Raw genomic sequence first — 25,876 nt, 5'->3', positions numbered from 1 at the left:
GTTATTCACCTTTTTTGGATAATAATGCTCTTTCTACTTCACTATGCGGTCTTGGAATAACATGAACAGATACAAGTTCACCTACACGGCTTGCTGCTTCCGCACCAGCATCAGTTGCCGCCTTCACTGCACCCACATCCCCTCTAACCATGACAGTGACAAGTCCGAAACCAACCTTTTCGTAGCCGCAAATTTCTACATTTGCTGCCTTTACCATCGCGTCTGCCGCTTCAACAGCACCAACTAACCCTTTCGTTTCAACCAAGCCTAATGCTTCACCCATTTCGTTCCCTCCTAAAATTGATTATTGTTCAGTGTTATCCGGTATATTTACTGCCTTCTCTTTTAATTTAAAGTGTGGCAGCAGTTTTCCTGCTACTTCCTGATGTGCCCTAGGAATCACATGTGAGGAAATTACTTTCCCTACTCGTTCAGCTGCATCTTTTCCAGACTCAACTGCTGATTTTACAGCGGCAACATCTCCACTAAAATGAACGGTCACTCCAAGATAGCCGCTCACTCCAATAACTTTTTCAATTCCGACAATTTCTACATCTGCTGCTTTTACTGCGGCATCTGCAGCCGAAACAGCTGTTAAATAGCCAACCGTTTCAATCAAACCAAGTGCTTGCAATCTTTTTCCCGCCTTTCAAGTTGAAAATTAGCTTAAACGCTCTGCTTGCTTTAGCAATTCTCCTGAGACTTCTTTAACAGTTTCATAGTTTCCGTACATTAATAGATAATTTGTTTCAATTTGGTAATGGATGTTTTTATCCGCTGATCTTTTCAATAAACGATCTAACAGAAATACAGCTGTATAATACTCAATCCCTTCGAGCACAGCTACGCCTTCCACTTGTGTTTTTAAATCTAATTGCTTTGTTAGCCAAGGACTTGGCGAATGAGCCTGATACACTTGGATTTGCTTATATGAAGACTGTGAAAGGCGCTGGAACATAACCTTTAATCCCTGCTTTAGCAGCTCTGCATTGTCTTCATACAATTCAAGAACGAAGCTTTGCGTACTTTCTTTATCCCATAATAAAAAATACTTCATTGAAGGATATTCTCTTAATAGTTCATTTAATATAAAAAGCTGAGCCGGCTGACATTTTTGAGAGGTAATAACCCCTATTGCATTTGATTTAATGGAACGCTGAAAATTTTGCAGCAATTTTGGATGGGGACTTGAATATATCCAAGCTTTCATGCCGTCCCTTGTCTGTCCAATCAATTGACTTTCTTCCTCGACATTGTTTTTTCTCATAGGTGAGTGGTGCCATTGTTGATGAATCGGCTGATTTCCTTGAACGAGTGACAACGTTTGAAGCCTGGTAAGCGGATCCTTGTCATACCCATTTACTGGAGGAAGGGACTCTTTTTTAACAACTGATTCATTATTAGATCTACTCTCTGCACGATGATCAGCCAGCTCTTCTTTTATAAAAGATAAATTCTTCTGCCTGTTTTTTTGTTGATAGTTAGGCCGGTTAATTTTTGGAATCGTCTGTGGAGATTTATTTTCAACCGTTGATTTCGAATAGAGAAAACGAGTCTCACTGCCGAAAAGAGGATTCTCTTTCGGTTTCTGATTCGGTTTCATTACTTCCTGGACAATGCTTTTCATAAAATCAGACAATGTTTATTCACCTCCATTAAAGGATCTTGCTAAGCTCAGAATGCGGGCGAGGAATCACATTGAATGATACAAGCTCCCCGCCTGTTCTGCTGTGGGCTGTTTTGCCAATTTCAACGGCAGCTGAAACGGCTGCTACATCACCTTCCACGATAACGGTCACAAGACCAGAGCCTACTCTTTTTAAATCTACTAAACTGACATTCGCTGCCTTCGCCATAGAATCAAGCGCTTCAATGGCAGCAATTAATCCCCGGGTTTCAATCATGCCGATTGCCTTCATACGTTCTCACTCCCTACCAAGAAAAGCTCAAGCGCCTTGCTCAGCGCCGTATGGACTGGAGCGCCCCCGACGAGATAAAGGAAACACGAAGAGCGATAGCGATTCGATGTTGACTTATCGTAGGAGGGGAAGGGAAGTCCAATAGGCGCTAGGCGTTGGTGCTAGACAGTTCTCAAATTTGAAAAATGTTATACTTACTTAATCTGTAAAAAACGCAAATCCTCTAATATGTCCATCCTTCACGTACAAACACCCTAAAATGTCCACGAACGGTGCCAGGCACCGGTGAATGTTAGTTATAGATAGTCTGCTAGATTGATATCTATTGGAATGGAAGTTCTTCGGAAAAGTTCCTCTTTGCCAAGCGGATAGGTTGCATCAACCCCCATTTTGTCAGTAACCCCTCTTAAATTGTGGGAAGATTCAAGTGGCGAACCCTTTGCACCAGGAACAATGAAAATATCTTCAGATGCCTGTACTCTTGTAGCAACCGCCCATTCCACATCATCAGAATCAAAGATATTTACGTCATCATTTACAACAACTACATGTTTTAAATCTTTATCACTGGCAAATGCTGCAAGGGCTGCTTGCTTTCCATCACCCTCTGATTTCTTTTTAATCTGGATGACTGCATGGTAGCGGGCTACACCTCCCATTGGAATATGTACACCCGTAATATTCGGAACGACCTGCCGAACAGTACTAAGCAGAGTTGCTTCCCGAACAAGTGCCATCGGCAGTCTTTCTTCATAACTGGATGGGAAAATCGTTTGATTTATGGCCTGATTTCGATAGGTAACCGCTGATATCTCAACTACAGGCTGTGGAGATTGTGTGCCATAATATCCAGCCAGCTCTCCAAATGGACCTTCCATTTCTCTTTCATGTGGAAGCATATGTCCTTCGAAGACAATTTCAGCCTCGGCAAGAACATCCAAATCAACGGTTTTGCACCGGACCACATCTAAGGATTGTCCAAGCAAAGCACCTGCAACATTGAGCTTATCTGTATGATAGAGATGTGTGCTTATTTGGGAGCTTAATACGACAGCCGGAACAACGCCAAACATAACAGCTATTTCCATCGGCTGCCCTAATCTCTCAAAATAACTATATTGCTCCATTAATTCTGGAGAAGTAATTAAGATATTTGTCCGATTGCCTCCCAAATACTGCATTCTTCTAATTGATGTATACCTTTTTTGTCCAGTAATATCTTTAACAATTAAAATACCTGAAACATAATAGGCTCCCGAATCCTCTACATGGTAAGTAGGAATCGGAAATAGATCTGCTAGATCAAAATCTCCGGTTACTAAATTTTCTTGGACAGGACCTGACTCTTTTAAGGTTGTTGGAATCGGGTTCACGATTGAATCAATAATTTTTGGAATTAATTCTGAAGAAGGAATACCTATGCTATCCGCTAGCAGTTCTCTGTCTCCTCCAAGCCCCGCTGCCATTTGTGATTGATACCCTTTTACTTTTTCAAAGAGGAATGGCTGTTTCCCATTTTTCGTATTAATTATCGCTCCTAGTTCATAAAGGGGGTCCACTTCTTTCTTAATTCTGTACAATAGCCCTCTATTTTCCCAATCATCTAATAAAGCCCTCATCGTTACAGGATTCATGCCTTCTCACCCCATCTTTCAAGCAAACGATGATCGATCCCTAACATATCGAGAATGCGAGCCACCATGAAATTCGCAAGCTCCCAAATTTCCGTTGGTTTATGATAAAATCCCGGTGAAGCCGGCATGATGCAGGCGCCCGATTCAGCTAACCTGGTCATATTACGCAAATGAATAAGATTAAAAGGAGCTTCACGCGGAACGATGATGAAATTTCTCTTTTCCTTTAAAATAACACTAGCCGATCTGCTTAAAAGAGTGTCCCCAACCCCATTTGCAATTGATCCAAGCGTATTCATTGAACAAGGGACGATGACCATTCCATCTGTAAGATAAGAGCCGCTCGCTATGGATGCAAACAAGTTCTGGTTGCTATGAATCGTGGCATATTCCTTAAGCTCCTTCATCCCGATTCCGCACTCAAATTGCATGACTTTTTCTCCCATTTCCGTCGCAATGACATGCGTCTCAACACCTAATTGATGAAGGGCGCGGACCAATGTATATCCATAGATTGATCCGCTCGCTCCAGTAATTCCCACTAAAATCCGTATTTTTCTTTCACTTGTTTGCTTGAAATTAGACAACCTGTTCATCTTGGGAGAATTTACTTTTAACTGCCTCTTTATACTCCTCTGTTGAGAAAATATCACCAAAAATATCGATATCTCTTAAACCTGATACATGCATATCTTCATCCTGAGAAGTTGTTCCATCAGAAATACAGATGACATTATAGCCATGGTAAAGAGCATCTGATGCCGTGCTTCGTACACAAACATTTGTCCAAACCCCTGTTAATACAACAGTATCAATCTCTTCTTCTCTTAGAAATAAGTCAAAATCTGTAAAGCTGAAGGCACTATGTCTTCTTTTCTGAACGATATAATCGCCCTTCTCTTCTTCCGGCTTCAGCTCTGGGATGAAATCAGAACCCCACGTGCCTTTTACCGCATGCACCGGTCTCACCCGGAAATCGCGGTCATTTTTTCGATGTGCTTCTTGCACATGAACAACTTGAATATTATTGTCATGTGCAAAATCAACGAGTTCTCTAATTTTCGGGACAATTTTTACGCCATTTTTACAGCAAAGCGCGCCCTTTTCATCAATAAAATCGTTCAACATATCAATAACGACGATGCAATGCTTATTTCCTCTCAATTCCACTAAAGAATCATCCTTTCTAGTTTTATCTACGAAATGCACCTGTTTATCTACGAAATTTATAAAATATCTACGGAATCGGCTAATATATCTACGAAATTTCAGATATATCGATTAATCGACAAAACTCAATGAGTTTCTGATTAATTTTGCTTAACCGTTTCCTTTGCTTCCACCTTCACTGCTTCAAATTTCTCATACTTAAATGTTCTTTCAAGACGCTGAATACTTTGGCGAGGTACATATTGACCATATCCCGCTTGCCCTAGGACACCTTTTCCATCTTCATATACAACATTGCCGCGGATTATCGTTTGAACTGGCTTTCCTTTTAATTTCATTCCATGCAGCGGATTATATTTTGCCATTGATTCTGTTTTTTGTTCATCGATCACATATTCTTTTTCAAGGTCAATTACCGTAAAATCTGCATCACTGCCAATTTCCATGGAGCCTTTCTTCGGATAAATGCCATAGTGAATAGCCGCATTTCGGCTTGTCACCTCAACAAAGCGAGATAGAGATAGGCGTCCTTTATTTAATCCTTCACTTACGAGAATCGGAACCATCGTTTCAACCCCAGGAATACCTGGGAATGTATTCCAAATCGTTGCACCTGGAAAATCCTTTTCTGTAGCAATTTCGTATGGGGCATGGTCTGTTCCAACAAAGTCGATCGTCCCATCTGCTAATGCTTGCCAGTGTGCTTCATTGTCTTCTTTTCCGCGTAAAGGCGGAGCAATTTTAGCAAAAGAACCTCTTTCAGACATTGAATCCTTTGCATTTAACACTAAATAGTGCGGGCAAGTTTCAGCCGTTACTTTTACTCCTCGTTTTTTCGCTGCTTTAACGAGCTCGGCGCCTTCCTTAGTAGTCATATGCACTACATGAACACGGGCATCTGTTGCTTCGGCAAAGCTAATGATTAATTCAATGGCCACCTTTTCAGCAAGAGTAGAGCGCGCTTCTGCCCATGCAGGTCCATCAAAACGACCTTCTTTTTCTAATTTCTTAGAATTAAACGTGCAAATATCATAGTTCTCAGCGTGTACTCCAATCGGCAATCCAGTTTTAGAGACAGCCTTAAAAATCTCCAGCATTTCTGCATCTGAAACACGAGGGAAGGTTGGGACGGATGGTGTCATATATACCTTGAATGCAACAACACCTTCATCTATTTGCGGGTAAACGTTATCAAGCCAGCCTTCACGAGCATCCTCGCCTGTCATCCCGCCCCAAAAGCAATAATCTACATACGCTTGATCACGGATTGGCCCAATTTTCTTTTGGAAGCTTTCCCCGTCCCGGACAGATGGCTTGCTGCAGCAAGGCATATCAATAATCGTAGTCAATCCGCCAGCAACAGCCGAGCGGCTTCCAGTCGCAAACGTTTCCCGATGAGTAAAACCAGGATCCATGAAATGTGTATGTGGATCAATACAGCCAGGAACAACGAGCTTACCGCCGATATCTATCACTTTCTCTGCATTTAGAAAGCTAATATCATTTGAAAAACCTACAATCTTACCATCATTGATAAGAATATTTGTTAATACTTGACGATCCCCCTGTGGGATATTTGCATTTTTCAAAATTAATTCCATATAAAGACCTCCACTTATTAAAATATGATTGCTTCTTTGGATCGAAGAATCGGCAATTGGATTGAACTTGTTTCTCAGCCTCTAATCTATTAAAAAAGAAGCTTGCAGATCCAAACTCAAATTGTCAAATGACATCAATTGAATGATCATTTTTCAATTGTTCAAACTGCTCATTCTTACTACTATTAATTTCTTTATAATTAAATACCAGATTTAATAAAATTGCTGTTAAACTTCCGACAACAATCCCATTTTCAACTAGTAAACGGACGCTTTCTGGAAGATTTCCAAAAATAGCTGGTACAACGGCTGAACCAAGACCGATTCCAATCGAGCATGCCACAATAAGCAGATTTTCATTCTTACTGAAATCGACACTGGAAAGCATGCGAATCCCCGAAGAAATGACCATTCCAAACATCGGTATCATCGCTCCTCCCAATACAGCCATCGGAATAATCGTTGTTAAGGCAGCCACTTTTGGCAATAGTCCAAGAATCATGAGAATAACACCAGCAGCAATGACAACATTTCTTGTTTTTACCTTTGTGAGCGCAACAAGACCAACATTTTGTGAGAATGATGTATATGGAAAAGAATTAAATATTCCTCCAATTACAACCGCAAGACCTTCTGCCCGCAGCCCTTTTTTAATATCCTTTGAATCTAGCTTTCTTTCACAGACATCCCCTAATGCTAGAAACACTCCGGTTGATTCAATCATGCTCACAATGGCCACAAGGGTCATCGTAAGAATGGCTGATACATTAAAGGTCGGGAAGCCAAAGTAAAAAGGCTGAACTATATGAAACCAGGAAGCGTTGGACACTTCAGCAAAACTGACGATCCCCATAAAATAGGCAACAATTGTTCCTGCAATTAATGAAAGCAGAACCGAGATTGCCCGCATATACCCCTTAAAAAATCGATTCATCACAATAATCAAGACAAGAGTCAATGTTGCTAAAAATAAATTTTCTAAGCTTCCAAAGCTAGGAGCTCCCTGGCCTCCTGCTGCATTATTCATTGCAACAGGAATTAAAGACACCCCAATAATCGCTACAACAGAGCCAGTAACAATTGGCGGGAAAAATCGCATAATTTTACTCATAAACTGCGATAAAATCATAACGATAATTCCTGAGGCAATGATGGCTCCATAAATAGCTGTGATCCCTTGCATGTTCCCGATTGCAATCATTGGGCCAACTGCGGTAAACGTGCACCCTAGTATGACCGGCAGCCTAATCCCAAAATGCTTCCCGCCAATAACTTGCAGTAAGGTGGCAATCCCACAAGTAAATAAATCAATGGAGATTAAATAAGCTAGCTGTTCGGCATTTAATCCGATCGCAGGTCCAACAATTAGCGGTACGATTACAGCACCTGCATACATTGCAAGTACATGCTGGAATCCTAATGTACCCACTTTCCAAGAATTTAGCTTTTCCAAAGACATCCCCCCTGGTTTTTTCTTTGTTAAGCTTTTCCATGAAGACCATATACACGTATCAACTTTCACCTCCCTAATATGGAATAAAAGTTTATATAAAAAACCGCAGCAATAGAGCACATCCTTGAAGTAGAATGGTCTATTGCTGCGGTTTCAATTAACTTTCGATCAACAAAAGCTAGCGTAACCGCTTTCAATATAAGATTAAAGACAAATGCGCGCTGCACATCGATCTCTAAGTAAATCTTTCTCTTACATATATTCAGCAAGATAAATAATAGTACACGCTTCTTCCGTAATGGGGTCATAATCTTTTAAGATCGTTTTTACTTTCAAATGGAGAGTGCTTTCAATCTGACCTTTAAATAATGATTTAAATTCAGCAATCAATGCAGAATCAACCGAAATGGTCAGATGATGAAAATTTTTGCTAAGCATTTTCAGTGCCTGTACTCGTTTATGCTGGGCAAAAATAATTACACGGTCATCAAATATTTCAATTCGCTGTTTTTTCACACCCACACCATAAATTTCTTGATTTACCCGATTGTACAAAAAAGCGAGATCCTTTTTAAAGGTGTGCTGGAAATGTGTTGAAATAGTAGACATATTTGCCTCCTGTTCATCACTATATTAAATTAATCCACTTTTCATACCAATATAGTTATTGGGAATTTTGCATTACGTCGAAATAGATCTGAATAATAGGAACGAAACATTCTAGCATCTTACAATCTATTCTATCTAATTCTTTTTGGGAAAGATGTCAAAGGATGTCTACCATATCTTATTTCCGTTCGACGTCTTCTTACAATTTGCCCCCTGTTTTTCATGGTTTAATTATTTTTAGTCAAGGAGGAAAAAGGATGAAAGAACTAAATTTCACTGTAAATGGTTCCCTCCACTCTGTGTCATGCCATCCAGCGAAAACATTATTGGATGTATTGCGTGAGGATTTGGATATGACAGCAAGTAAAGAGTGCTGCGGGAAGGGCGAATGTGGATCATGCTCTGTCTTGCTAAATGGTGAGGTTGTCTGTTCATGTCTAGTACTCGTTGGTCAGTTAGAAAATGAAGAAATTACAACATGTGAAGGGATAGGCTTAACTGCCAATATGGATGTCATCCAAGAATCCTTTGTTGAAGAAGGAGCGACTCAATGCGGTTACTGTACCCCTGGAATCATTGTCGCATCAAAAGCGTTCCTTAAAAATATTGATCAAGTACCAACGATTGATGAAATTAAAACCGCTCTTGGAGGAAACCTCTGCCGCTGTACTGGTTACACAAAAATTATTAATGCTATCCAAATGGCAGCAAAAAAGGAGCTCCAAGAAAAAGGAGCAATGCCGGCCGTATGAAAGTTGCTGCTATTCTTCTTGCTGCAGGCAAATCTACTCGTATGGGCTGTCTGAAAGGTATCCTTCCCTGGCAAGGAACGACATTATTCGAGCATCAGCTTGAAATTTTGGAAGCTTCTAATCTATCACAAATCGTCATTGTAACTGGCTACAAGTCTGAACGTTTTTTGAAGTTAGCTGCAAATTACGATGTACAAACCGTTTTAAACACCAACTATTTGAAAGGAAAATGCTCCTCCATTTTGACAGGACTTCGGAATATTAACAATGAAGCTGAAGCTGTATTAATTGCTGCAGTTGATCAGCCGACAGACTCTCTCATTATTAAAAAGCTTATTAAAACGCTGCAAATGACTAATTCATCCATTGTGGTCCCAGTTTATGGCGGAAAAAGAGGACATCCTATTCTTTTTTCTACAAAAATTATGACAGACTTATTATCAATCCAGGAGGAAACAAAGGGACTTCGCTCCTTATTTAAAAAACACCAGGTATATGAGATTCCTATTAATCATTCGCTCGTAGAAATTAATATCAACACTCCATCCGATTATCAAAAAGCACTGAATTTGAACAACTTAAAGGAGGGACAAAATGCTAATTTCAGAAATGGATATTATCACACCACAAACAGTAAATGATTGCTTGCTCATTCTATCAAAAAAAGAAACTGAACATCGCATAATCGCTGGTGGCACAGACGCAGTTGTGCGTATGAAAGAAGGAAAATGGCTGCCTTCTACTTGGATTAACATTAAGGGATTAAAAGAATTGCGCTATATTAAAGAAATAAATGGAACGATACATATCGGTCCTTTAATAACCCATACAGATATTATCCACTCCTCCCTTTTACAAAAAAAAGCGAATATACTTGTTGAAGCTGCTCGTGAAGTTGGAGCAATACAAATGCAAAATATGGGTACTATAGGCGGGAATATTGGAACAGCTTCTCCTGCAGGTGATACCATTCCTGCTCTTTATGTACTGAATGCAGCTGTCGAGCTTCAATCACTGCATAACAAAAGGCTCATACCAATCAATCTTTTGTTTACTGGTCCTGGGCGAACAGTAATTAAACCAAATGAAATGATAACAAATATTATCATCCAGCCACAAACTGAAAACGAAATTGGGATATTCCAAAAATTAGGTCCGCGTAAGGCTCAATCAATTTCAATTGTGAATGTTGCAATCATGCTTAGCATGGCTAAGGATCGCGAGTGCTTAGGAGGAAAAATCGCCTTTGGCTCCGTCGCACCAACCATTATCCGCGCAAAAAAATGTGAAGCACTCCTACCCTTGAATCCATTAACAGATGACATCATTGAAAATATCGCAAAGATCGCTTGGAAGGAAGTTATGCCGATTACCGATGGGAGAGCAACGGCTGAATACCGGCGCGACATGGCAAGCGCACTGCTAGAGAGAGGTCTTTATCGCTTAATGAGGAGATGGGAAAGGAAATGAAACCATCATTGAATTGGGTAGGAAAGCGCGTGAAGCGTATTGACGGACCAGAAAAAGTAACCGGTGAATTAAAATATATGACAGATTATCATTTTGAAAATATGGTTTGGGGCAAAGTGCTTCGTGCGAAATACCCATACGCTAGAATCCATTCAATACAAACTGAAAAGGCCCGGCAGCTTCCAGGAGTCATTTGCGTTCTTACACACGAAGACATTCCCGGATTTAATGGCTTTGGCATCGTTATCCCCGATCAGCCTGTCCTTGCTTCAGATATTGTCAGGTGTACAGGTGATGCTGTTGCATTAGTGGCTGCCGAAACACAGGAAATTGCTGAACAAGCACTTAGATTAATCGAAGTTGATTATGAACTGCTCGAAGCCATTACAGATGCAGAGCTAGCAATGTCCTCTTCAGCACCCAAGCTCCATCCTGACGGTAATATTCATAGCCACGTAAAAATAATAAATGGCGACACCGATGCAGCTTTTAAAGAAGCGGATATCATCATTGAAAACACATTCTATTCACCTAGACAAATGCATGCCTTCATCGAAACGGAGGGCGGATGGGGTGTGATGGATGATGAAGGATTGATTACAATCCGCTGCCCTGGCCAATATGCATACAGAGATCGAATGCAAATCGCTCGTGCACTCGCCTATAATCCAGAGCTCATAAGAGTAATTTCTAGTCCAATTGGTGGTGCATTTGGCGGGAAGGATGAAATTACTGTCCAGATTTACCTTGCACTCCTTGCAATGTACACGAACGGACGACCAGTGAAAATCCACTTAAGCCGTGAAGAATCCGTTATTGCAGGCATCAAAAGGCATCCTTTCAAAGTACAAATGAGAACTGCTGCCAAAAAGGACGGAACCTTGCTTGCCAACGAAGTAAGGGCGGTTGCCGATACAGGTGCCTACGCTTCCCTTGGCGGTGCTGTGATTGCCCTAGCCATCGAACATTCCTGCGGTCCATACAAAATTCCAAATGTAAATCTTGAAGGTTTTTGCGTATATACAAATAACGGCATCTCTGGTGCATTCAGAGGTTTTGGCGTTAATCAAGTCTGCATAGGAATTGAAACCCATCTGGATATGATCGCTGAGCAGCTCGAATTAGACCCAGTCGAGATTCGTAAGAAAAATGTGTATCATCAAGGAGACATTTCAAGCATGGGGCATGTTGTGAAGACAAGTGTCGGCACCTTTAAAACGCTTGAAATCGCGGAAAATTGTGACCTTTGGAAGAATCGCAGTCAATTCAAAAAAGAGGTTAGCGAGCCTTGGAAAAAAAGAGGCGTTGCCTTAGCAACCTCCTTCCATGGGATCGGTATGGGAATCGGATTGCCAGACTATGGAGCAGCTTCTATTGAACTATTGCCAAATGGAAAATTTTTAGTCGCTGTTGGCTGTGAAGAAATTGGCGGTGGAAACGGAACCACCTATGCACAGATTGCTGCAGAAATACTAAATTGTGATATTAGTAAAATAAAAGTTGTTCAAGGTGACACTTCTAAAACGCTTGATGGCGGGACAGTAACCGCTTCCCGCTCCACTTATACAGGCGGAAGAGCCGTTGCAGCGGCCGCACCGAAAATGATCAAGCTTCTCACAAGTGCTGCTGCTGAAATTCTCCAAGTTCCTTTATCTGATATAATCGTTCAGCGTGACTGCTTAACTGCCAAGGAGGAAAGTCTCACATACAAAGCGATCTATGAATATCTTTATATCCACCATAAGCCAGCTAAAGTAGAAGGACATTTCCTCCTCCCAAAAGAAAAAGTAGAAATTAAAGGTTCCGGTGGAGCTCCCCACCACTTGTATGGCTATTTAACTCATGTGGTGATGGTTGAGGTTGATACATTAACGGGTGAAACAGACGTCCTTCGAGTTGTCTCTATCCCTGATGCTGGAAAAGTGATAAATCCTCAAGGATTAGAAGGCCAGGCTGAAGGCGGTGCAGTCATGGGGATTGGCTACACACTTTATGAGGACGTAATCATCGAGGAAGGCTTCCATAAGACAAAAAATTTTACTGATTATATCATTCCTACCATCCGAGAAACGCCCGTGATTGAAACCTTCCCTGTTGAGGATGCGGAGCAAACGGGACCATTCGGTGCAAAAGGAATTGGTGAAGTAGTGATGATTCCAATCATTCCAGCGATTATGTCTGCTATTTATGATGCAACTGGAGCAAGAATTTATCATCTGCCAGCAACTCCCGAAAGAATTTTCAATGCGTTAAAAGACGTAAAAAACAAAATGCCCAACATTCAAGGTGATAAAAATGATGAATGACAGCTTATACCTGAATCTTTCTGAATCAATAAAACAGCGCAAAGAAGTCTTTTTACTTACGATTACTGATTGTGACAATCACGAGCTAATAGGACGAAAAGTACTTTTAAACCCTATGGGGGAAATTTATTCAACTTCCCCCTTCCCTCCTTCTTTACAGCAAATGATCATAAATTATTCTGAAAAATTGATTAGGAAAAAACGCTCGGGCACATTTACTTTTTCTTGGAACGGTTCAATGGTTGAATGTTTTGCTGAACATTTTCCGGTGCCAATCCATTTAATTGTTGCAGGTGCTGGACATGTTTGTGAACCTGTTGCTATGATCGGGAAATCGCTTGGATTCTATGTAACCGTCATAGACGATCGAAAGGAATTTGCTAACAGGGATCGATTTCCTCATGTTGATGAAGTTGTCTGCCAATCCTTTCTTCATTTTTTCCAAAAGGCCGAGTTAACAGCGCAAACCTATATTCTTCTTCTGACAAGAGGACATAAATACGATGTTTTAAGCTTGCAGGAACTGTTAAACCGGAAAGAAAAGCCTGCCTATATCGGAATGATTGGCAGCAGACGACGAATTTCGGGTGTCTTTGAACAATTAAAGAATGACTTTCCTAACGAAAGCTTCGATCATTTTTTTACCCCAGTAGGACTAGATATTGGAGCACAAACGCCTGCAGAAATTGCTATAAGTATTATGGCGGAAATTTTGAAGGTGAAAAATCAAGCATCGGGTGTCTCACTAAGCACGAAGTTTCACAAATTTACGAGAATGGGGTTTCGTGAGGGGGCAATTTTATGGAACAACTTCACCTAATCAAACGGACTATGGAGATTAGAGCTGCTGGTGAGAATGCAGCACTAGCAACGATTATCCGAACAAAAGGCTCGACTCCCCGAAAAACTGGCAGCAAGATGATTATTTTTCCATCCGGAAGAATTGAAGGGACAATCGGTGGTGGCTGTGGAGAAGCGGAGGTGATTGAAAAGGCGATCGAAGTCATACAATCAAGTAATCCAGCTAAACATATCGTCGATCTCACAAAAGGACTTTTCTACGAAGATGGAGGAATTTGTGGCGGAATCATGGAAGTATATATAGAAATAGTTTTAGAAAGGGGGATATGAGATTGAAGCTCACAATGGATCGGCTAAAAAGAAGGATTGCTGTTGCGGCAAAAAGAGTTCCTGCTGATTTAGTTATCAAAAACGCAAAGATCATCAATGTTTTTACGAGAGAAATTTTAGAAGATAATATCGCAGTAGTAGATGGTTTTATTGCTGGGATTGGCCAGTTTGAAGGATACGAAACGATTGATGCGAGTGGAAAATACATCGTCCCTGGTTTTATTGATGGTCATGTGCATATTGAATCAGCGATGGTTACCCCAGCTGAATTTTCTAATGTTGTCGTTCCCCATGGAGTAACAACAATCATTGCAGATCCTCACGAAATTGCCAATGTAAGTGGAACGAACGGCATTGAATATATGCTGAATGCATCGGAAGGTATCCCATTGGAAGTTTTGATAAAGCTGCCATCCTGTGTTCCTGCTACTCCATTCGAAAACGCAGGAGCCACGCTTGACTATGCAGATCTAACCCCTTTTTATAACCATCCTCGAGTGATCGGACTTGGGGAAGTAATGGATTACCCATCTGTTATGCAAAATGCTGAAAACATGCTCCATAAGCTGATCGATGCCCATTCAAAAGACAAACATATTGATGGCCACGCGGCTGGTTTAAATGGAGATGGGATTAATGTTTATATGGCTGCCGGCATTCGAACAGACCATGAATGTGTTACTTCTGATGAGGCATTGGAACGCCTCCGGAAAGGGATGTACGTCATGCTCCGAGAAGGATCTGCTGCTAAAGACTTAATCACTCTCCTCAAAGCAGTGAATGAAAACAATGCAAGACGTTGTTTATTCGTAACGGATGACAAGCATTTAGATGAACTAATTAATCAAGGAAGTATCGACTACAATATTAAGCTTGCAATTAATCAAGGGCTAGATCCCCTTCTGGCCATTCAAATGGCCACATTAAATGCGGCAGAATGCTTTGGCCTGAAAAGCAAAGGGGCGATTGCTCCTGGGTATGAAGCTGACTTTTTAATAGTAAACGATCTCCATTTAATCGAAATTGATCAAGTTTATAAATCTGGTAAACTCGTTGCCAAAAACGGAAAAGTAACAAATTCTCCGGTTTTAAAAATTGAACCCGATCCTTCAATCGTTAATAGTGTGAAAATAAAACCACTTTCAAGGGAACAACTGCAGATTAAAATAGGCAATGGAAGCCTTGCGAATATTATTGAAATCCTGCCAAACATGATAATAACGAAGCATCTTATTGAGGAAGTCGATTCTCATAAAGGTCTATTCCAATATAATTTGGAGAAAGACTTGTTAAAAATAGCTGTACTCGAGCGGCACAAAATGACTGGCAATATCGGTTTAGGAATTATTAAAGGACTTGGCATTAAAAATGGAGCTATTTCTGCAACCGTTGCTCATGATTCACATAACATTGTCGCGGCTGGTTCGTCTGATGAGGATCTTTTAGAAGCAATTGCCCATACCTCAGAAATGAAAGGCGGCTTAGCTGTTGTTCAGAACGGAAAACTTCTCGCCTCCCTTCCGCTATCAATCGCAGGTCTTATGTCTGATATGCAGTCAATCGAAATTTATGAACGATTAAAGGAAATCACTCAAGCCTTAATAAAAATCGGCTGTACTTTTGAATTTAATCCGTTTATCACTCTCTCCTTTTTAGCCCTGCCAGTGATACCCGAACTTAAGATCACGGATCTTGGCTTATTTGATGTTAAAACATTTAGGCATATTGAGATCGAAATACAAAAGATGATGAACTAACTAAAACTATGATCTAAAAAAGCTAGGGGTTTATCCCCCTAGCCTGATCAACTTACTTCTTCGTCACTTGTCCTTCTTCTTCTTTTAAAGAAAGTGCGGTCCAAGCGGATTCATCCGCAAAAAATCTTGACCAGCTGGCCACACCCGCCAGATCATATTTCATTGCCAAATCCGCACGTTTGCTTAATGACAATTCATCTTCCAGCCAAATTTTGTACGTTGTTTGTTCTGCTTCTAAATAAAGCTCGGCATAGTTCTGCCCACTTGCTTCATCATACGCAGGTGTTAATCCATTTTCTGTAAGCCACTCCTGTACTTTGCTCATTGAAAGCGCCTTAGATGAAACCTCTCCAGTATCTTTTTCTGCCCAAAGTCTTGCATATAATGGTACACCCAATATTAAGTGGTCGTTCGGAACAATATCCAATAGCTTCTGCAAATTAGCCTCAACCCATGGAAGGCTAGCAACACTTCCAGCTACTGGAGATGATCCCCAATGCTCGTCATATGCCATAACAATCATATAGTCTACGAGACTAGCAAGCTTATCTCTTTCATAAAAGGCAGACCAATTTCCACTTGCAATAAACGTAACATCCATTGAGACGACAAGACCTGCTTCATGAAAATACGGAACAGCTTCACGAACAAATTGTGTAATAAGCGGGCCATCATCTGGATTTACATTTTCTATATCGAGATTAATTCCGTTTAATTGATAAATTTGACTGAAATGCAGGAGCTGTCTAATCATCTTCTGTCTTGTTTCAAAGTCTTTAAAGGCTTCATGGGTTAGCTTCGGATCAAACGCGTTAGAAAATAAGCCCCATACTTGATAGCCTTGCTTCCCAGCCCAAGTAGAAAAATCAAGTGAACCTAGATTTTTTATCGCCCCACTGCTATCTCCTAATTCAAACCATGTTGGTGAAATCACGTTGACACCTGGCATTTTGGGCATCTTTGCCGGATCCGGATTTTTTGTATAGACTGCTTCCCATGTGAGATGGATTGGTCCATCTATTTTCGGAACAACGATTTCTTCTTTTTCATGTGTGATCGAAACTTTTTCAATGAGATCCTCTTTCATAACAAAATCCTTTTTTAAATATCCAGCGATTCCATTTTCTTTTCTAACAAAATAGTAATCTTCCTTTTCCCCTTCAATAAATAGCTTGTCATCCTTCCCTGCTTGAACAGTATAAGGAGATTGTAAATTAGAATCCGTTCGCAATCGAAGCTTTTCCTCGTTAATCTTCTTGTCTGTCACATGTCCGTGAACTATTTTCTCGCCATCTTTTTTCAGCCAGATGGCATTCGTTTCCGGCATGATTGAGTATTCGATTGGATAATAAGCCAATATCGGTTCAAGAGCAATATACTTTTCACCGTTATTCACTTTAAAAACGGAAAAGTGTAATTGAACGGGTTTTTCATTCACATAATAGGTCAGTGATTCAGAAGGCATTTGTATAACCTTGTTTTTCGTTGTCAAAATAATAGAATTAGACTTTTCATCAAATGTAATCGAGTCATCAATATATTCTTTTAGGAAAGTATATGGCATATAGACACTATCGTTTTCAATGATTGCATTTCCTGCCTGTTTTCCTTCGAATAAAATGGGATTATCCCCTTGAAAATATGCTTCCTTTTCAGAGGATGCAAAGGGATAAAATAATAAAATAATACTTGAAATAATTAATAAAAAGGCAATTAATAGTCCAGCAATAATCCAGCCTATTGAATGCGTTTTTTGTTTATGAAATTCTACACGAGCCATTGTAAACTTCCCCCTCAAAACTATCGTATCGAAAAATGCCGGAATATGAAAGGCATAAGAGCAAAAACATCCTTTAATGATAACGAAAACGGTAATAGGAAAGTTTCAAAGTTTTCATTTTGCAGATAATAATATCATTCTGGGGTATTTCATTACGATTGTACATAGTATTTTTTATTTTCCTCATGGTACAATATAGGCACCGTACTTAAAGATTGAAGGAGAGTTTACATGGTAACAAACGGAATAATCATTGTATTAGCTTATTTACTCGGCTCTATCCCCTCTGGTTTAATTATCGGAAAGGTTTTTCATGGAGTGGACATTCGTGAGCATGGCAGCGGAAATTTGGGCGGGACAAACTCTTTTCGAGTACTCGGCAAGAAAGCTGGATTAGTTGTTACAATTGCAGATATCTTAAAAGGAACCATTGCCGTATTACTGCCATTTATTTTTGGTTCAGAGGATATGCATAAGCTAATTCCAGGTATTTTTGCCGTCATCGGGCATATGTACCCGATCTTTGCTGGCTTTAAAGGAGGAAAAGCGGTAGCCACATCAGGTGGAGTTCTGCTGGGATACGCATTTCCTATGTTTATTATTATGTTAATTGTATTTTTTGTTTGTTTATATATTACAAAATACGTTTCTTTATCATCTATGCTAGCAGCAATTGTTGCTGTCATATACTCATTAATTGTTTGGGATCTCGCTCTTATTATAGTGGTCTCGATCATGTCCACCTTTGTTATTTATCGGCATCGGGCAAATATTAAACGAATAATCAACAAAACTGAGCCAAAAGTAAAATGGATATAGATCCACTACATTTTTTATTTTCTAAGCAGCAGAGTATTCTGCTGTTTTTCTTTTGCCTTTGTCTCCTCATTTGTTTTTTACAATTTTGTGATTTTTTGTTGTTCTAATTAAAAGTAATTATCGTTCGTTATTGATAACTTTATAATATTTAGTATAATATAGTCAGAAAGTCATATTTTTACTTTTTTTCATTCCTTACGTAGAAAATATTACATATCTGAACATAATTAGATTTTTTTCGTCATAGTTTAGATTAAGAAAAAAATTCTTGTTAGTTAGCCGCCGTGTGTTTTAAGAAATAATCATAGTAAGGATGATTAATTATGAAAGATTCAAACAAGCCATTCCTTGAAAAAGATAACAGAGTTAAGCTAGATTCGACTGAATTACTTGAAACCTTCATTTATCCGCAATATTTAGAGAATATTAACACACTTGCTGCTGGAATTGCTCATGAAATTAGGAATCCATTAACATCAGTTAAAGGCTTCCTTCAGCTGTTAAGACCGTATTTAATTGATAGCGGCAAGGAACAGTATATTGATATCGCTCTTGATGAATTAAACAGAGCAAATAATCTCATATTTGAATATTTAAATGCATCGAAACCGCAAATAAATAAAAAAGAGGAGCTTTCTTTACGCAAAATTATTCATGAGACAGGCTTATTATATGAAAGTGAAGCAATGTTTCATGACATTATACTGAACATACAACTCCCAGATCATATACCAGCCATATTTGCAAATGGAATGCAATTGAAACAAGTACTCGTGAATCTCTTAAAAAATGCCATTGATGCCATTAAAGAAAAAAATGAAAAGATTCCTGGGAAAATAGAAATCTTCATAGAAATAGAGGATTTATCAACTGTTTCCATTTGTATTTCTGACAATGGCTGTGGAATGACAAATGAAACATTAAACCATCTATTTACCCCTTTTTATACGACAAAGACTACTGGAACGGGTATTGGGCTCCCGATATGCAAGAAAATTATTGAAGAACATTCAGGTCAAATATTTATAACTAGCAAACTCGGAAAAGGATCAACATTTAAAATTGTATTACCGATCCACAAAAAATTATAGTTTTAATGAATTAAGCGGCACCTTATGGCGGCCGCTTATTTTTTATCTTCATATTATTAAAGAATAATTCCTATTTTTATATTATATTTAACGTAAACAATAAACTAAGGAGTACGCGATGAAAAGGAAGCTATCATTCTTATTTTCTATCTTATTCTGTATAGCATTAATTACACTATCTTCCCTTCTCATTCTAAATATGTACAAAGAATCAAAGGAAAGTGAGTTTGTCTTCCTGCCTATTCAATCACATGAGCCAAGAATAACATTTGTTGAAGCAAAAACTTACAGCGAAACAATTACTCTCGGTGCGATCGGCGATATTCTTATACATGATTGGGTATATAATGATGCAAAAACATCTGCTGGTTACGATTTCACCCCCATGTTTCAGCATATTAAACAAACCCTCCAGCAGCCAGATCTTCTGCTTGCCAACCAGGAAACCATACTAGGAGGAAATGAAATTGGAATATCAAGCTATCCATTATTTAATAGCCCTCAAGAGATTGGAGATGCCTTAAAAGATGCTGGTGTGGATATCGTCTCAACAGCCAATAATCATTCTTTGGATAAAGGAGAAAAGGGTCTAGTTACTTCTCTGCATTATTTGGATACAATCAGCTTGCCGCATGTAGGTACAAATAGAAATGCAAGTGAAAAACAACAACTGAAAATATTAAACTCAAAAGGGATCCAAGTCGCATATTTATCTTATACTTACGGGACAAACGGCATTCCCGTCCCTAATGGGAAAGAGTTTCTCGTAAATTTAATTGATCGAAAAGCAATGAAAGAGGAAATTACTCGGGCTAAAAAGGAAGCAGACATCATAGTAATGAGCATTCATTGGGGAAATGAGTATCAACGTTTTCCAAATGTAGAACAGAAAGAATTGGCACAATTTCTCGCTGATGAAGGTATCGATATAGTTTTCGGACATCACCCTCATGTCCTGCAGCCAATGGAATGGAGAACAGGTGCTGATGGACATCAGACTCTCGTCGTCTACTCCTTAGGAAATTTCATTTCAGGACAAAATAATAATTATAAAGATATCGGTGGAATGGCGACGATTGAGGTGACAAAGACCGTAGATACTGCTGGAGTAAATATTACTTTAAAGAACCCGCATTTTTACCCTACATATGTTTTAAATATTGAACGTATTCGAAACTATCGTGTAGTGCCTCTTATGAATGCAGATAAATTTGGTATGAAGAATGCCAAAACAAAATATAAAGAAATCCAACAGCATATGTTAGGAAATTTATCAAAATTTAATGGACAGTAAGACCCTAATAAATTGAGTTTCACTTTAAAAATGTTACACAACTTTCGAAAATCCAAAATAGTACCTCTTACCTATAGATTATAATTAAGTTAGATAGAAAAGTTTCTTATAGGGTTTAGGGGGCAATCCTTATTTCAGAATAGCGCCCGATCGTAATATAAGTTTAACCAGTTTTTACTGGCTGAACTTTTTTTATTTGGTTTTATAATAGCGGTAATCGGAGTAGAACGTAGCGCCCGTGGGACTTGATCCCGTCCGCGAAACTGTTCACTCCCTACTTGTATAAGCATGTTTCAGGCTGGTTGGTGTCAAATACTCTAAATATAAAACGCACAATGATGCCCTAATTTAACCCCCTGCACATTTGCTTTTTATTTTAATAATCTTATTAAGTACCAATAGTTTCAATCCATCCATGTATTTCCTTTTGTAGTGCTAATGACATTTTTACCACTAATTCTTTATCTATATTCATACTTGCATTCACTTTATGAGTTGTATCATTACCCAATAATCGAATTGATTTTAATAGGTCATAAGATTGGTTTGTAAGTAAACCTTCCGAAAGCTAATATTTTAGGCGCACATCTTGATCACTAAAACCCCGCTTAATATTATTTAAACTTAAAATTTCTTTTGAATAGAATTCCGCTATTGAACGTAATGTCCTTGCTGCAGGTCCAAATAATTCACTAGCAATGCTTTTTTGTAATTCGGCTAAATTCCAAACAATAACATGAAAATTCAGCATAAAAACGATAATTTAGATAAGAATGTTATTAAAAAATTTATTAAAGCTCATAATCAAAGAAATTTCCTAGAAGATCACTCTGTATTCAGTTTTGTTGAACAGTCAAGCAAGGGATATGGAAAAAATATTATAATAAAATCCTCCTTGGCTTCAACTCAAAAAGAAGCGATACAAAATAATATAACGGTGTACGAACAATTAATATGGGGTAAAAAAGCCCTTATCATTGTTTATGTATCAAAAGAAAATATCAAGATGCTATATGATATTAATCTGTTGGAGGTAGTTAGAAGATAAAAAAAATATAAATTGGCAATGTTATTACTTTTGCAGGGAGTTTATGAAAGCTGCTGCAAAGGAGTTAGGACTCCCACTTGAACCAATCAATTAGTAAGGCACCGCAGGATAATTAAAATGGATAGGGTTAAATTTAAATAGTTGAATATTTATATATATAATTATGCTGCTTCAAGAAAAAAATTTCTGTATTGAACAGGAATCATTTCTTGATTTTAATCCTCTGTATCATTTCGTTATAATATATTATTTTCATGAGCAGATAACACTATATTCGTTGATGGAGTGCCAAAGGGCATCGCCTGATCAATAAATTGTTCTAATGTTTCGACTGATTTCGTCGCTACCTTAGCGATATAACTAATTTCTCCAGCTACCCGATAACACTCGATCACATCTGGATGTGTGTGACAAAATTGAGCAAGATTCTTACAATCCGTCGATTTAAATAGAATCAGTGCAACGATTGAGCGATCAAGCTTATTCAAATTTATTTTAGCTTGATATCCTTCAATGACTTGCCTTTCCTCCAATTTTTTCACTCGTTCTGCTGCAGCAGGTGCCGATAAGTGAACATGAGAAGCAATTTCCTTCATCGACATCTTCGCTTTTTTCTGAAGCAGTTTTAATATTTCATAATCAACGTGATCCATTGTATCACCTTTTTTTATTAATAATATAAACGATTTTTCAAGGAAAATAAAAGTATATATATGAAATTCCCTTTTTTGCATTCTGTATTTGAAAGACTTGCTTATTTAAAATTTAGTGTAAAGGAGGAGTTCAAATTGAAAAAAATATTATTACTATTAGCAAATGGATTTGAAGCTGTAGAAGCGAGTGTCTTCACAGATGTACTAGGCTGGAACAAGTGGGAAGGCGACGGTTCTACGGAAGTAACTACTGTAGGGCTACATCCTCAACTGCAATGTACATGGAATTTTCAAGTATCACCTGAAAAGCAATTAGATGATATCGTTTTAGATGAATTTGATGCACTAGCGATTCCTGGCGGATTTGAAGAAGCTGGATTTTACGAAGACGCATTTAGTGAGTCTTTTCAGGAAGTAATTCAGTATTTCGATTCTCATAAAAAGCCGATTGCCTCGATTTGTGTAGCCTCTTTAATGGTTGCGCATAGCGGTGTTTTACAAAATCGAAAAGCGACCACTTATAATCATCCAACTAGCAAGCGGTTAGAACAATTAAAACAATACGGAGTGCAGGTTGTGAATCAACGAATTGTCTGTGACGAAAATATTATTACCTCATCTAATCCTGGTACAGCTTTTGAAGTTGCATTTATGCTGCTCGAAATGTTAACGTCAAAGGAAAATACAGAGAAAATAAAAGATTTAATGGGGTTTCATTCAATTAATAAGTAATGGGTAAAATATCTCTTATCGATTTTTTTAAATATGCTAAAAAAGAATCCATTTTGATTAAGCTTTTTTCAAAATGGATTCTTTCCCTAAGTGACGACCTTATGCTTGGAAGACACTTGATTTATGTTTGTCAAAAGTTATACTCGCTGCTCGTACTGTTTTAAAATTTTTTAGGGAATTGTTTCACGATTTCATTTGATAGTGTGTCAGCAAGCATGATAATATGATCGATCCCTTTGTCTAAAGCATCGACACTTGCTTCCCAATCTTTTACGAGTCTTGCAGCAACATCCTCTGTAATTAATTCTAAATGTATTTCCAACAGCTTCTTTAATTCTGCTTTTGGCCAATTTGGATTGGCTTTGCTAAGGAAATCGGCTATATCATCAGCATTTTTATACCACTCTTTATTGAATTTTTCCAAATTAGCTTTGTTACCGCTTTTTGCAGCATCAACCACTTTTCCTGCGATGAGGATATGGTCCTTTAACAGCTTAGTCAGTTTGTTGCCCGCAGCTTCTCCATAATACGTCTTAAAAAAATCCCCTAAGTCCTCTTGATTTTCTAATAATCTCCCTAGTACATTTTCTTGATCATCCAGACCTTCCAACGCGCTTACAATATAAAGCCTCGTCCACATGACATGGTCTGTCCAAAGTTTTCTTAAGTCCCCCTTCAGCTGACATGCTGCTTGGCTAATACGCTTTTCTTGGGGTACATTTCCCTGCGCCTCTGCTGATAATGGAGAAAATATCATAGCAAAAGACATAAATAATAACACTAACTTCAGAAACTGTTTTTTCATTCTATCTGCTCCTTTTAAAGAATTGTAAAATTGTCATTATTATTTTGGTTAGATTCTTTAATTTCATCCATCTTTGTACAGGGGTATTGAATTTTCCGTACATGATCAGCTACAGAGAAGAATTGGTTGTTACAGATTAAATTCAAGTTATGAAACGAAGTAAAATAGAGAAGACCATGTGCTGATGGGTTGTCTAGATGCAGAAAATGGAGCGAAGGCTGTTGCAGAAATGCGTAAAGATGGGCTAATTGCTGATCAATAGTTGAAGTAGATGAGATAAAAAGTGTCTACTAGATGATAAAACGAGTTAAAAAGAGGATGGTTGGCTGGATGGACTCGTGAATAATGCCAGCCATTACCGTTTTTTTTCTAACAGCTTGTTATGTAACTTTGAAAAGATGATTATTGCTAATATAGAACCCACCAATGTTAATGACATATCCCACTGTGAATCCCAAACATCACCCTGTGTCCCTAAAAATTCTGTAGATGCTTTTTTGCCTTTTGTTATTTTTGAAGCAAGCCATTCAGTAATTTCATATAAAGCTCCAATGGAAAGTGAAAAACTTAATGTAACTGCTAATAACCATGGACCTCTTACTAGCGGTGTTTTCCTTATTAAAATTTCTCTTATCACAATTGCAAATAACCCCTTCAAGAAATGCCCGAACCTGTCATAGTGATTGCGATTTAGATCAAAATAATCTTTTATCCAATTGAAAAGAGGAACCTTTGAGTACGTATAATGTCCGCCAATGAACATAGTAATTGATAGTATGGCAATAATGACATAAGATAGCGTGGTAAGACGAAACTTATTATAGGTAACAATTACAATAACAAGTACTACAACGGCAGGAAGCACTTCCATTGTCCATATTAAGTATCCGGCTGGCCGAATAACTGACCATATAAAAACTGAAACAACAAGCAGCAGCAATAAAATATGAATGATTGTACCTTTATCTCTGACCACTTTTCCCACTCCTGTATATCATATTTTTGCAAGCAGTAAAGGAAAAAAAGCTTCCTAACCGGATTCAAAAGACAGAAGAATGTTTTTAAATGTGTTTTTTATATATTGTCCAGTGTTGATTTTATTAAACTAAGAACTAAAGAAATATCGACGAACAGAGATTTTACAAAATTTATGATAAAAATAGCCGGAGTTTCATAACGGGACATTCATTTGGTACTCGATAGTAACTTGTGGAAAATGAATGAAGAAACAATATATCTCTTTACATATGAAAACCAGATTCCTTTAGCGTATGGGAGTCTGGTTTTTGAATGTATATAGATATAAGACTGATATTTTAGCTCAGAGTAGGTGGGGTGAAAAGTTTAATTAAAGTTCTGTTTTCGCTTTAAATTAGGGTTAATAGGATGCTTTAGCTTTATATATTTACCTGTTTTAAAATGGATCGAGACAAGTTCTTCAAAACTCATCTTCCAACTAATAGAAGGGTCTTCAGAGTTGAGAATTGCAACCCCATTTTTAACTTTAATCCATTTTCCTGTCTCTTCATCTTGGAAATAGCCTGTAATCGAAATAGACTGTGGGTGAAAAGGCATATTGGATGAATAAATAGTACCATGGATAATGAAGCTTTCACGATATTGGTCATGAATCCAGTCATCCTTACTATTTAATAGACAAAGGACTTTTTCTTCAATATGACCAACAAGCTTTGCATTTTTTTGATAAATATATTTCATGCCATTCGTCTCCAGTAATAGATTGATCGAAAATAGCACAGAAGGAATCTACTCGGTAGTGCAGTGATTTTACTAATTTATTGATAAAAAGGATTATTTGCTAATTTCAATCTGCGAATTTAAACAAACTATT

At 38.3% G+C, this 25,876-nt stretch carries 27 protein-coding genes; 12 read left to right on the top strand and 15 right to left on the bottom strand.

Annotated elements, in window-relative coordinates; genetic code table 11:
* Position 1: 1 nt before the first annotated feature.
* The 10 genes from AN957_RS13190 to AN957_RS13145 form a co-directional block, all read right to left on the bottom strand.
* Complete coding sequence (locus AN957_RS13190) at positions 2-283, bottom strand: BMC domain-containing protein (RefSeq protein WP_053475955.1); 282 nt, start codon at positions 281-283, stop codon at positions 2-4.
* A gap of 21 nt (positions 284-304) precedes the next feature.
* A complete protein-coding gene (locus tag AN957_RS13185; RefSeq protein WP_053475954.1) occupies positions 305-634 on the bottom strand; it encodes a BMC domain-containing protein in 330 nt (109 codons plus the stop codon).
* 27 nt (positions 635-661) lie between these two features.
* Positions 662-1,639: a hypothetical protein gene (locus AN957_RS13180; RefSeq protein WP_056684535.1), complete on the bottom strand. Its 978-nt coding sequence runs from the start codon at positions 1,637-1,639 to the stop codon at positions 662-664.
* Between the two features lie 16 nt (positions 1,640-1,655).
* Entirely contained in the window at positions 1,656-1,919 is a 264-nt protein-coding gene (locus AN957_RS13175; RefSeq protein ID WP_053475952.1) for a BMC domain-containing protein, read from the bottom strand.
* 296 nt (positions 1,920-2,215) lie between these two features.
* Positions 2,216-3,553 carry a UbiD family decarboxylase gene (locus AN957_RS13170; protein ID WP_056684531.1) on the bottom strand — a complete coding sequence of 446 codons (1,338 nt, stop codon included), beginning with the start codon at positions 3,551-3,553 and terminating at the stop codon, positions 2,216-2,218.
* Positions 3,550-4,140: a UbiX family flavin prenyltransferase gene (locus AN957_RS13165; protein WP_231690065.1), complete on the bottom strand. Its 591-nt coding sequence runs from the start codon at positions 4,138-4,140 to the stop codon at positions 3,550-3,552. The genes AN957_RS13170 and AN957_RS13165 overlap by 4 nt, the downstream gene beginning before the upstream one ends.
* A complete protein-coding gene (locus AN957_RS13160; RefSeq protein ID WP_082446572.1) occupies positions 4,133-4,723 on the bottom strand; it encodes a cysteine hydrolase family protein in 591 nt (196 codons plus the stop codon). Before AN957_RS13160 ends, AN957_RS13165 begins: the two co-directional genes overlap by 8 nt.
* A 140-nt stretch (positions 4,724-4,863) precedes the next feature.
* Complete coding sequence (locus AN957_RS13155) at positions 4,864-6,324, bottom strand: dihydroorotase (protein ID WP_056684528.1); 1,461 nt, start codon at positions 6,322-6,324, stop codon at positions 4,864-4,866.
* A 124-nt stretch (positions 6,325-6,448) separates the two neighbouring features.
* On the bottom strand, positions 6,449-7,783 hold the full coding sequence (locus tag AN957_RS13150; protein WP_053475949.1) for a nucleobase:cation symporter-2 family protein: 1,335 nt from the start codon (positions 7,781-7,783) through the stop codon (positions 6,449-6,451).
* 246 nt (positions 7,784-8,029) lie between these two features.
* Positions 8,030-8,386 (bottom strand): Na-translocating system protein MpsC family protein, encoded by a 357-nt coding sequence (locus AN957_RS13145; protein WP_053475948.1) that lies wholly within the window; start codon positions 8,384-8,386, stop codon positions 8,030-8,032.
* A gap of 257 nt (positions 8,387-8,643) precedes the next feature.
* Between AN957_RS13145 and AN957_RS13140 the strand changes: the two genes are divergently transcribed.
* The 7 genes from AN957_RS13140 to ade are packed head-to-tail and all read left to right on the top strand — an operon-like array spanning position 8,644 to position 15,802.
* Entirely contained in the window at positions 8,644-9,138 is a 495-nt protein-coding gene (locus tag AN957_RS13140) for a (2Fe-2S)-binding protein (protein WP_053475947.1), read from the top strand.
* Positions 9,135-9,779 (top strand): nucleotidyltransferase family protein, encoded by a 645-nt coding sequence (locus AN957_RS13135; RefSeq protein ID WP_053475946.1) that lies wholly within the window; start codon positions 9,135-9,137, stop codon positions 9,777-9,779. Before AN957_RS13140 ends, AN957_RS13135 begins: the two co-directional genes overlap by 4 nt.
* Complete coding sequence (locus tag AN957_RS13130; RefSeq protein ID WP_053475945.1) at positions 9,733-10,608, top strand: FAD binding domain-containing protein; 876 nt, start codon at positions 9,733-9,735, stop codon at positions 10,606-10,608. The genes AN957_RS13135 and AN957_RS13130 overlap by 47 nt, the downstream gene beginning before the upstream one ends.
* Positions 10,605-12,914 (top strand): xanthine dehydrogenase family protein molybdopterin-binding subunit, encoded by a 2,310-nt coding sequence (locus tag AN957_RS13125; protein ID WP_053475944.1) that lies wholly within the window; start codon positions 10,605-10,607, stop codon positions 12,912-12,914. Before AN957_RS13130 ends, AN957_RS13125 begins: the two co-directional genes overlap by 4 nt.
* Positions 12,907-13,734, top strand: coding sequence for an XdhC family protein (locus AN957_RS13120; RefSeq protein ID WP_056684526.1), 828 nt, complete (start codon positions 12,907-12,909; stop codon positions 13,732-13,734). Before AN957_RS13125 ends, AN957_RS13120 begins: the two co-directional genes overlap by 8 nt.
* Positions 13,716-14,045 (top strand): XdhC family protein, encoded by a 330-nt coding sequence (locus tag AN957_RS13115; protein ID WP_053475942.1) that lies wholly within the window; start codon positions 13,716-13,718, stop codon positions 14,043-14,045. Before AN957_RS13120 ends, AN957_RS13115 begins: the two co-directional genes overlap by 19 nt.
* Positions 14,042-15,802: an adenine deaminase gene (ade, locus tag AN957_RS13110; protein WP_053475941.1), complete on the top strand. Its 1,761-nt coding sequence runs from the start codon at positions 14,042-14,044 to the stop codon at positions 15,800-15,802. Before AN957_RS13115 ends, ade begins: the two co-directional genes overlap by 4 nt.
* 52 nt (positions 15,803-15,854) lie before the next feature.
* Here ade and AN957_RS13105 read toward each other — a convergent pair whose 3' ends face one another.
* The gene (locus AN957_RS13105; protein ID WP_056684523.1) at positions 15,855-17,582 is read right to left on the bottom strand and encodes a glycosyl hydrolase family 18 protein; all 1,728 of its coding nucleotides are present in this window, start codon (positions 17,580-17,582) and stop codon (positions 15,855-15,857) included.
* Positions 17,583-17,813: 231 nt separating this feature from the next.
* On the opposite strand from AN957_RS13105, the gene plsY reads away from it, so the two are divergent.
* The 4 genes from plsY (at position 17,814) to AN957_RS28300 (ending at position 21,834) form a co-directional block, all read left to right on the top strand.
* Positions 17,814-18,401, top strand: a complete 588-nt coding sequence (gene plsY, locus AN957_RS13100) for a glycerol-3-phosphate 1-O-acyltransferase PlsY (protein WP_053475939.1) — start codon at positions 17,814-17,816, stop codon at positions 18,399-18,401.
* Positions 18,402-18,724: 323 nt separating this feature from the next.
* Positions 18,725-19,492 (top strand): ATP-binding protein, encoded by a 768-nt coding sequence (locus AN957_RS13095; RefSeq protein ID WP_053475938.1) that lies wholly within the window; start codon positions 18,725-18,727, stop codon positions 19,490-19,492.
* 118 nt (positions 19,493-19,610) lie between these two features.
* The gene (locus tag AN957_RS13090) at positions 19,611-20,786 is read left to right on the top strand and encodes a CapA family protein (protein ID WP_056684520.1); all 1,176 of its coding nucleotides are present in this window, start codon (positions 19,611-19,613) and stop codon (positions 20,784-20,786) included.
* A gap of 736 nt (positions 20,787-21,522) precedes the next feature.
* Positions 21,523-21,834 (top strand): hypothetical protein, encoded by a 312-nt coding sequence (locus AN957_RS28300; RefSeq protein WP_056684518.1) that lies wholly within the window; start codon positions 21,523-21,525, stop codon positions 21,832-21,834.
* Positions 21,835-22,070: 236 nt separating this feature from the next.
* Here AN957_RS28300 and AN957_RS13075 read toward each other — a convergent pair whose 3' ends face one another.
* Positions 22,071-22,487, bottom strand: a complete 417-nt coding sequence (locus AN957_RS13075; protein WP_056684516.1) for an Lrp/AsnC family transcriptional regulator — start codon at positions 22,485-22,487, stop codon at positions 22,071-22,073.
* 135 nt (positions 22,488-22,622) lie between these two features.
* Between AN957_RS13075 and AN957_RS13070 the strand changes: the two genes are divergently transcribed.
* Positions 22,623-23,219: a DJ-1/PfpI family protein gene (locus AN957_RS13070; RefSeq protein ID WP_053475933.1), complete on the top strand. Its 597-nt coding sequence runs from the start codon at positions 22,623-22,625 to the stop codon at positions 23,217-23,219.
* A gap of 160 nt (positions 23,220-23,379) precedes the next feature.
* On the opposite strand, the gene AN957_RS13065 is transcribed toward AN957_RS13070, so the two are convergent.
* The 3 genes from AN957_RS13065 to AN957_RS13055 form a co-directional block, all read right to left on the bottom strand.
* Entirely contained in the window at positions 23,380-24,024 is a 645-nt protein-coding gene (locus AN957_RS13065; protein WP_053475932.1) for a hypothetical protein, read from the bottom strand.
* 355 nt (positions 24,025-24,379) lie between these two features.
* Positions 24,380-25,000 (bottom strand): DUF2238 domain-containing protein, encoded by a 621-nt coding sequence (locus tag AN957_RS13060; protein ID WP_056684513.1) that lies wholly within the window; start codon positions 24,998-25,000, stop codon positions 24,380-24,382.
* 368 nt (positions 25,001-25,368) lie between these two features.
* Positions 25,369-25,743 (bottom strand): hypothetical protein, encoded by a 375-nt coding sequence (locus AN957_RS13055; protein ID WP_056684510.1) that lies wholly within the window; start codon positions 25,741-25,743, stop codon positions 25,369-25,371.
* Positions 25,744-25,876: the final 133 nt, after the last annotated feature.

It is taken from the genome of Cytobacillus solani (genome assembly GCF_001420595.1).
GTDB classification, from domain to species: Bacteria; Bacillota; Bacilli; order Bacillales; family Cytobacillaceae; genus Cytobacillus; species Cytobacillus solani.
The sequence above is the reverse complement of the archived record's forward strand: the minus strand, read 5'-3'. Positions and strand labels throughout refer to the sequence as shown.